The 7,215-nt window shown below is 72.4% G+C and carries 8 protein-coding genes; 7 read left to right on the top strand and 1 reads right to left on the bottom strand.

What is annotated here, in order from left to right; translation table 11 throughout:
- Window positions 1-1,327 (bottom strand): histidine kinase dimerization/phospho-acceptor domain-containing protein (locus VFW24_09240; GenBank protein ID HEX5266947.1); only part of this gene is annotated, 1,327 nt, incomplete at its 3' end.
- Between the two features lie 139 nt (window positions 1,328-1,466).
- On the opposite strand from VFW24_09240, the gene VFW24_09235 reads away from it, so the two are divergent.
- From VFW24_09235 to VFW24_09205, 7 genes are all read left to right on the top strand, one after another.
- Window positions 1,467-2,714 (top strand): EAL domain-containing response regulator, encoded by a 1,248-nt coding sequence (locus VFW24_09235; protein ID HEX5266946.1) that lies wholly within the window; start codon window positions 1,467-1,469, stop codon window positions 2,712-2,714.
- 92 nt (window positions 2,715-2,806) lie between these two features.
- Complete coding sequence (locus VFW24_09230) at window positions 2,807-3,337, top strand: hemerythrin domain-containing protein (protein ID HEX5266945.1); 531 nt, start codon at window positions 2,807-2,809, stop codon at window positions 3,335-3,337.
- 50 nt (window positions 3,338-3,387) lie between these two features.
- On the top strand, window positions 3,388-3,762 hold the full coding sequence (locus tag VFW24_09225) for an RNA-binding S4 domain-containing protein (GenBank protein HEX5266944.1): 375 nt from the start codon (window positions 3,388-3,390) through the stop codon (window positions 3,760-3,762).
- Window positions 3,763-3,916: 154 nt separating this feature from the next.
- Window positions 3,917-4,795: an EAL domain-containing protein gene (locus tag VFW24_09220; GenBank protein HEX5266943.1), complete on the top strand. Its 879-nt coding sequence runs from the start codon at window positions 3,917-3,919 to the stop codon at window positions 4,793-4,795.
- A 47-nt stretch (window positions 4,796-4,842) separates the two neighbouring features.
- The gene (locus VFW24_09215) at window positions 4,843-4,974 is read left to right on the top strand and encodes a hypothetical protein (GenBank protein ID HEX5266942.1); all 132 of its coding nucleotides are present in this window, start codon (window positions 4,843-4,845) and stop codon (window positions 4,972-4,974) included.
- A 67-nt stretch (window positions 4,975-5,041) separates the two neighbouring features.
- Window positions 5,042-6,676, top strand: coding sequence for a CocE/NonD family hydrolase (locus VFW24_09210; GenBank protein HEX5266941.1), 1,635 nt, complete (start codon window positions 5,042-5,044; stop codon window positions 6,674-6,676).
- A partial coding sequence (locus VFW24_09205; GenBank protein ID HEX5266940.1) for an AMP-binding protein occupies window positions 6,673-7,215 on the top strand: 543 nt, incomplete at its 3' end. The genes VFW24_09210 and VFW24_09205, both read left to right, overlap by 4 nt.

The raw sequence follows: 7,215 nt of genomic DNA, 5'->3' as shown, positions 1-7,215 counted from the left end.
CGTTGGAGACCAGGTTGAGCAGGATCTGCTTGAGGCGCTGCTTGTCCGCCTGGACGTGGGTGGCCGTCTCGGGCGTACGGGGGCCCGACGTCAGCCGCACCGTCCGCTCCCGGGCCAGCGGCGCCATGAGCGTGACGACCTCCCCGATGGCGTCGGCCACCGACACGGGCTCGGGGGACAGCGCCAGAGTGCCGGTCTCGATCCTCGAGATGTCGAGAACCTCGTTGATCAGGCTCAGGAGGTGGCGACCGCCCTTCAGGATCTGGTCCACCGACTCCTGCTGGGAGGTGTCCAGCTCGTCCATCTCGAGGAGCTGGCCGAAACCGAGGATGGCGTTGAGGGGCGTGCGCAGCTCGTGGCTCATGCGGGAGAGGAACTCGCTCTTGGCCCGATTGGCGGCCTCGGCGGCCTCCCGGGCCCGGCGCTCCCCCTGCTCGAGCCGCGCCTGGGCGTCGAGCGCGTCGCGCAGCTCCACCGTGCGCTCCTCGACCAGATCGAGCGCGTAGGCGCGTCGCCGCGCCAGCGTCTCGACCAGGACGGTGGCGAAGACCGCCGCCAGCAGCCCACCGCCGAGCACGGCCCACGGCGCGTTGGCGGCAAACGAGCCCACGAGGGGCACGCGGTTCTTGACCACCAGCAGCCAGTGTTGGGTCCCGACCTGCACAGTGGTGCGGGCCACGCGGCCGGGAAGGGGCAGATGGGCCGTGGTGGTGACGACCACCATGCCGGGGTCGGGGATGCTCGACGCGTACAGGACGCCGTCGAGGTCGTTGAAGGGCCCCGACGACCCGAGGTTGATCGGCTTGGTGGGGTCGAAGGCCAGGTCCTCGTACAGGACGATGCCCCCGTTGACGGCGAGGGCAAAGCTCATGCGCCGACCCGACGGGGTGGCGACCATGCCGGCCACCACGTTGTCCGAGCTGAGGGCCACGCTGGCGAGAGCCGTGCGATCGGCCGGGAGGGCGGAGCCGGCCACCGGGGCCACCCCGACGGCGGCGAGGACGCGGTACCCCGTAGAGCTGGACTGGGCGGCCCCGATTCCGGAGATCAGGCCGATGTACGACCGGGCGGCGCTGATGAAGGTCCCCGTCGCCTCCGGCTGGGGGGAGGACGTGGCGGCCAGAGTCGGCAGGGAGGTGCCGACGTTGCCGAACAGGGACTCGACTGTCGAGCTGGCCTCGACCGCCCGCTCCTGGAGGAGCCGGGACTGCTCGTCCCGCAGGACGGACCGGGCCAGGAGGGCTCCGCCGATGCTGGCCCCCCCGAGGACCACCAGGACCAGCAGGGACAGGGCCCGGATGGGCCGCCGACGCCTCGTCGATCGCACGGGTGACTCCTCTCGGACCGGCTCCACCCCCGCCGGTTCCATCAGTTGTCGGCACATCGACCGCTTTGCCTGAGTCCGATTTGTCCGCCACCGCCCCGGTCGCGCTCAAGTTGGGGCCGGAACGTCCCGATATGGCCAGGTGGCGGTTCCCCCGGTCTCCGGAAGCCCGGCCGACTCGCAGCTCCTGGGCGAGGCGTCGATCCTGGTCATCGACGATCAGCCCAGCAACGTCACCCTGCTGGAGCGGCTCCTTACCCGGGTGGGCGTGGGCAGGGTGGTGGGCCTGACCGACCCCCGCCAGGCGCTGGCGGCCTTCCGGTCGGTCCAGCCCGATCTCGTCCTGCTCGACCTGCACATGCCCCATCTGGACGGATACGAGGTCCTCGCGGCTCTCGCCGAGGAGGTCGGACCGGGGGGCTTCGTACCCGTCGTCGTCCTGACCGCCGATGCCACCGACGCCGCCAAGCAGGCCGCCCTGGCGGCGGGGGCCAACGACTTCCTCACCAAGCCGTTCGACCGCACCGAGGCCCTGCTCCGGGTGCGCAACCTCCTCCACACCCGGGCCATGCACGTGGCGCTTCAGCGCCACAACGCCTCCATGGCCGGCGAGCTCCACGAGCACCGGGAGCACGAGCGCCGGGAGGCGGCGGCCCGGGCCGAGAAGACCAGGCGGGTCGAGGAGGTGCTGGCGGGGCGGGGCATCGAGATGGTCTTCCAGCCCATCGTCGACCTCGAAACCCTCCAGGTCGTGGGCGCCGAGGCCCTGGCCCGCTTCTCGGCGCTGCCGGTCCGGCCGCCGAACGAGTGGTTCGCCGAAGCGGCCGACGTCGGACTGGGCGCCGATCTCGAGCTCTGCGCCGTCCGGTCCGCCCTGGCCGCGCTGGCCCAACTGCCCGAGACGGTCTATCTGTCGGTGAACGTCTCGCCCACGGTGTTGCGCGATCGGCGCCTGGCCGACCTGGTCTGCCCCATCGGCCACCGGGTCGTCGTCGAGCTGACCGAGCACGTCGAGGTCCAGGGCTACGAGCACCTGGCCAGTGCGCTGGGGCCGTTGCAGCAGGCCGGGGCCCGGGTCGCGGTCGACGACACCGGTTCGGGGTACGCCAGCCTCCAGCACGTCCTGCGGCTCAGGCCCGGGATCATCAAGCTGGACATCGCTCTCGTGCGGGGCATCGACACCGACCCCGCCCGCCGGGCCCTGGCCGCCGCCCTGGTGAGCTTCAGCCGGGAGGTCGGCTGCACCCTGGTGGCCGAGGGGATCGAGAACCCCGAGGAGCTGGCCACGCTCCGGCGCCTGGGCGTGAGCCACGGGCAGGGGTTCTACCTGGGACGTCCGGGCCCGCTGGCCGGCCTCGAGGTCCCGGGCGCCGTCCTGGCCGCTTCCTGACCATCCCGCCCAAGGCGGCAGAGTCCGGTCGGACCGGGCCGCTGACCTGGGATCGGGATGAGTTGGCGCCGGGACTGGGTATTCCTGTGGCCATGGACATCGTGAAGCTGCTCACACAGGACCACGCCGAGGTCAACAAACTCTTCGGGCGGTTCGGCCGCTCGTCCAAGCCCGAGACGTTGAAGCGCCTGGCCAGGGAGATCATCCACGAGCTCTCGGTGCACGCCGCCGTCGAGGAGCAGTTCGTGTACCCCCTCCTCCGCTTGAAGGTCGAGGGCGGCAACGGCCTCGCCGACCACGCCATCGACGAGCATCAGGAGGTCAAGCGCCTGCTTGCCGATCTCGAGCGGATGGATCCCGCCGATGCGGAGTTCCCCTCCAAGATGGACCGGGTCACCGCGGCCGTGCGCGAGCACGTCTCCGACGAGGAGGGTGACGTGCTGCCCAAGCTTAAGGCGACCGTCGACTCCGGCCTCCGGGAGAACCTCGGTTCCCTGGTCGAGAACGCCAAGTCGGTCGTGCCCACCCATCCGCACCCACTCGTGCCGGGCACCGCCACCGCTCAGCTCATCGCCGGCCCGTGGGCCAGCATCGTGGATCGGATCCGCGACCTGGTGGCGTAGCGGCGCCAACGGCCCGCAGGGAGGGCCCCGGCATCGGCATAGTGGGGGCCATGGCCGCGGCCCCCGAAACCGTCCGGGTGGACAGCTGGATCTGGGCCGTCCGGCTGCTCAAGACCCGGTCGGCCGCCACCGAGGCGTGCCGCGGGGGCCATGTGAAGGTGAACGGCACCCCGGCCAAGCCCTCGGCCCCGGTCCGGGTGGGGGACGAGGTGGCGGTCCGGGTGCACCAGCGCGACGTGGTCGTCGAGGTGGTGCGCCTGATCGACAAGCGGGTGGGGCCACCGGTTGCCGCCGAATGCCTCGTGGACCACAGCCCCCCACCTCCGCCCCGCGAGCCCTTCGTCCCGGTGTTCGAGCGCGTGGCCGGGGCGGGCCGGCCGACCAAGCGGGACCGCCGGCGCATGAACCAGCTACGGAGCGACTGACCTGCTCTCCGGCCCCGGGACGGCGCTAGCCCCGGTCCTCTGTCATTACCTATTGACAGGATAGTTATTACGGACTAATACTCGGGAGTACCAAGGGGGGACAACGGAGTCGCCTCGTAAGGGGTGCCGCGTGGGGACTGGAAGGTCGCCAGCGGTGGTGTCGGAGATGGCCCGGGCCATCCACGAAGGGCAGCTCCACCTGGAGTACCAGGCAGTGACGGGCGTCGCCGACGGGGAATGGCGCGCGGTGGAGGCACTGCTCCGGTGGAAGCATCCCCGTCGGGGCCGGCTGCAGCCCCTTTCCTTCGTCGGGGTCCTCGACCATCCGACCGTCGGCGTCCTGGTCGCACGCCAGGTGCTGCTCATGGCCACGGATCAGGCTGCCACGTGGAGGGCAGCCGACATCGAGGTCTCGGTGGCCGTGAACGTGGCGCCGGCCATCCTTCCCGCAGCCGTGGAGCTGGTGGCCGAGGCGCTCGAGGTCTCGGGGCTGGCTCCCGACCAGCTGACCATCGAGGTGACCGAGCGCCGGTCACCGCTCGGGGCCCGCTCGACCCGCAAGGCCCTGCTGGCTCTGGCCCACCTCGGGGTCCGCATCAGCCTGGACGACTTCGGCGTCGACGACGCCGGCCTGTCCCGCCTCCAGCTCCTGCATTTCGACGAGATCAAGATCGACCGCTCCTTCGTCACCCGGCTGGACACTGATCCGACCGATCGCACCATCTGCCGGTTCCTCACCGATCTGGCCCACGAGCTCGGGAGCGAGGTGGTGGCCGAGGGCGTCGAGCGCGGCGCGCTGCTGGACGTGATCTCGGACCTCGGGGTCGACCTGGTCCAGGGATTCGCCATCCACCGGCCCGAAGCACCGGAGTCGTTGGGCCGGCATCTTCACGATGCCGGGGCCGCCGGAGAGGGGCGGCGCTCGGACCAGGTCGACGGCGGCTTCCACCAGGCAGAGCTGGTCGGGGTTCCGGACCGAGCATGGTCGGGGAGCCCCATCCCCCTGATTGACGGGTGGGACCCCGAGATGTGACACGTCATTTCTCAAGGTGGCGGGTAGGCCGTGCCGATCCTCGCAGGATGAAGTACGTCGTGGTGGCCGAGGATCGGGCGGTGGTCTACTGCCGCACGCGCGCCGAGGCGCTCCACGTCGCCCACGAGCGCGGCGGCCGGGTGTACCGCGCCGACTGGAGCCAGGTCACCGAAGGCTGAGCCTCCGCCACCCCGGGCCGCCGCCCGCCGGTCTGGTAGGAAGGGCCGCACGACTCTCGGGAGCAGGGTGCTCGCCGCTGCCGCCCGGCTGCCGCCGGCGCAGGACCGCCAGGTGAGCGTCGAGCGCGACCTGGCCGCCAAGATGGCGGACGGGATCATCCTCCTGGCCGACCGCTGGGTGGCCGCATCCCGGTCCGGCAGCTCGTCGCCGCCGCCCATCGTCCTGCTCCGATCGCCCTACGGACGGAGGCAGGTGGGGTTCGCGGGACGCCTCTTCGCCGAGCGGGGATACCAGGCGGTGATCCAGAGCTGCCGGGGGACGTTCGGCTCGGGCGGGGAGTTCGAGCCCTTCCGCCACGAGGAGGAGGACGGCGCCACCACCCTGGCGTGGCTGGCCGAGCAGCCGTGGTTCGGCGGCTCCGTGTTCACGTTCGGGCCCAGCTACCTCGGCATGGTCCAGTGGGCGGTGGCCGGGGACCCGCCCCCGTGGCTCAGGGCCATGGCACCGGGGGTCACCGCCACCTTCTTCCGGGACGCGGTGGTCTACCCCTCCGACACGCTCGGGCTGGAGACCATGCTCAGCTGGGTGTACCAGGTCGAGAACCAGGAGCGGCGCCCGCCCCGGGTCCTCGGCTCGATGCTGCGCCAGAACCGGAGGGTGGCACCGGGCTTCTCCACCCTCCCGCTGGCCGACGCCGACCGGCAGGTCGTGGGCCGCCGGGTCCCGTTCTTCCAGGACTGGCTGGTCCACGACCGGCCCGGAGATCCCTGGTGGAAGCCGGTCGACTTCCGCGCCGCCCGGAGCACCGCCCCGCCGTCCACCTTCCTCGGGGGCTGGTACGACCTGTTCCTGCCCCGCCAGATCGAGGACTTCGCCGCCCTGCGCGCCGCCGGCCGGGAAGCCCTGATGACCATCGGGCCGTGGACCCACGCCAGCCCGGCCGGCATGGGCACGAGCCTGCGCGACGCGCTGGGGTGGTTCGCCGCCCACGGCGGGGCCTCCGGGCGGCCGGCCGGCGGGGCGGAGCCCGGGGTGCGCCTGTTCGTCATGGGCAGCGGGCGGTGGGTGAACGTGCCGGACTGGCCTCCCCCGGCCACGACCCGGCTCTGGCACCTGCAGCCGGGCGGGGGCCTGGCCCCGGACCCGGCTCCGGGGTGCGCCCCCGACCACTTCCGCTTCGACCCCTCCGACCCGACGCCCGGCATCGGCGGGGCCTCGCTCGCCTCGCGCAACGCCGGGCGCAAGGACCAGCGCCGGCGGGAGGGCCGGCCCGACGTCCTCACCTACACGAGCGCACCGATGGCCGAGGACGTCACCGTGGCCGGACCACTGAGCACCGACCTGTGGTTCCGGTCCTCCCTCGGGCACACCGACGTGTCGGTCCGGTTGTGCGTGGTCTCCGCCAAGGGCCGGTCGTACAACCTCAGTGACGGTTACCGGCGGCTGCGCCCGGGTGACGTCTCCCCCGCCTCTGACAGCTCCGTCCACCTCCGGATCGAGATGTGGCCCACGGCGGTGACCTTCCGGAAGGGCGAGCGGATCCGGGTGCAGGTGGCCAGCGCCGCCCACCCGCTGTTTGCCCGGAACCTCGGCACGGGCGAGCCGCTCGCCACCGGGACCAAGATGCGCGCCGCCGACCAGGAGGTGTTCCACGACCCGGAGCACCCCTCGGTGATCGAGCTGCCGGTCAGCCCGATCTGACGATCACCGGCGGTAGTCTCCGCCCCCTGGTCACGCCCCCCGACCGCCGCGCCGCCTACGAGTCCGCCGGCCTCTGGAACGACGACACCCTGGCGGGACGGGTCGCGGCCCACGCCCGCACCCACCCGGGCGCCACGGCGGTCCTCGACCGCACCGGGCCCCACAGCTACGGCTCGCTCGCGTCGGACGCCGCCGCGTGCGCCGCCGGCCTGGCCGAGCGGGGGGTCACGCCCGGCGCGGTCGCGTCGGTTCAGCTCCCCAACCGCTACGAGACGGTGGTGGCGGCGGTGGCCATCCAGTCCCTCGGGGCGGTCATCAACCCACTCCTGCCGAACTACCGGGCCCACGAGCTGGCGGGTGTGTTCGGCACCGCCCGGCCTGCGGTCGTGTTCACGCCCGGGGTGTACCGCGGCTTCGACCACCGTCCGCTCATCGCCGAGGTGGTGGCGCGCACCGGCGTGTCCCCCCTGCACGTGGTCGTCGGTGACAGTGCTCCCTCGGACGGGTTGAGCATGGACGACCTCCTGCGGGACGGCGCC

It is taken from the genome of Acidimicrobiales bacterium, from assembly GCA_036273495.1.
Classification (GTDB): Bacteria; Actinomycetota; Acidimicrobiia; order Acidimicrobiales; family JAJPHE01; genus DASSEU01.
The sequence above is the reverse complement of the archived record's forward strand: the minus strand, read 5'-3'. Positions and strand labels throughout refer to the sequence as shown.

Coding starts and splice junctions, on each gene's coding strand:
- VFW24_09230 (HEX5266945.1), top strand. CDS start 2,807: ATGGACATCGTGAAGCTGCTCACACAGGACCACGCCGAGGTCAACAAA.
- VFW24_09225 (HEX5266944.1), top strand. CDS start 3,388: ATGGCCGCGGCCCCCGAAACCGTCCGGGTGGACAGCTGGATCTGGGCC.
- VFW24_09215 (HEX5266942.1), top strand. CDS start 4,843: ATGAAGTACGTCGTGGTGGCCGAGGATCGGGCGGTGGTCTACTGCCGC.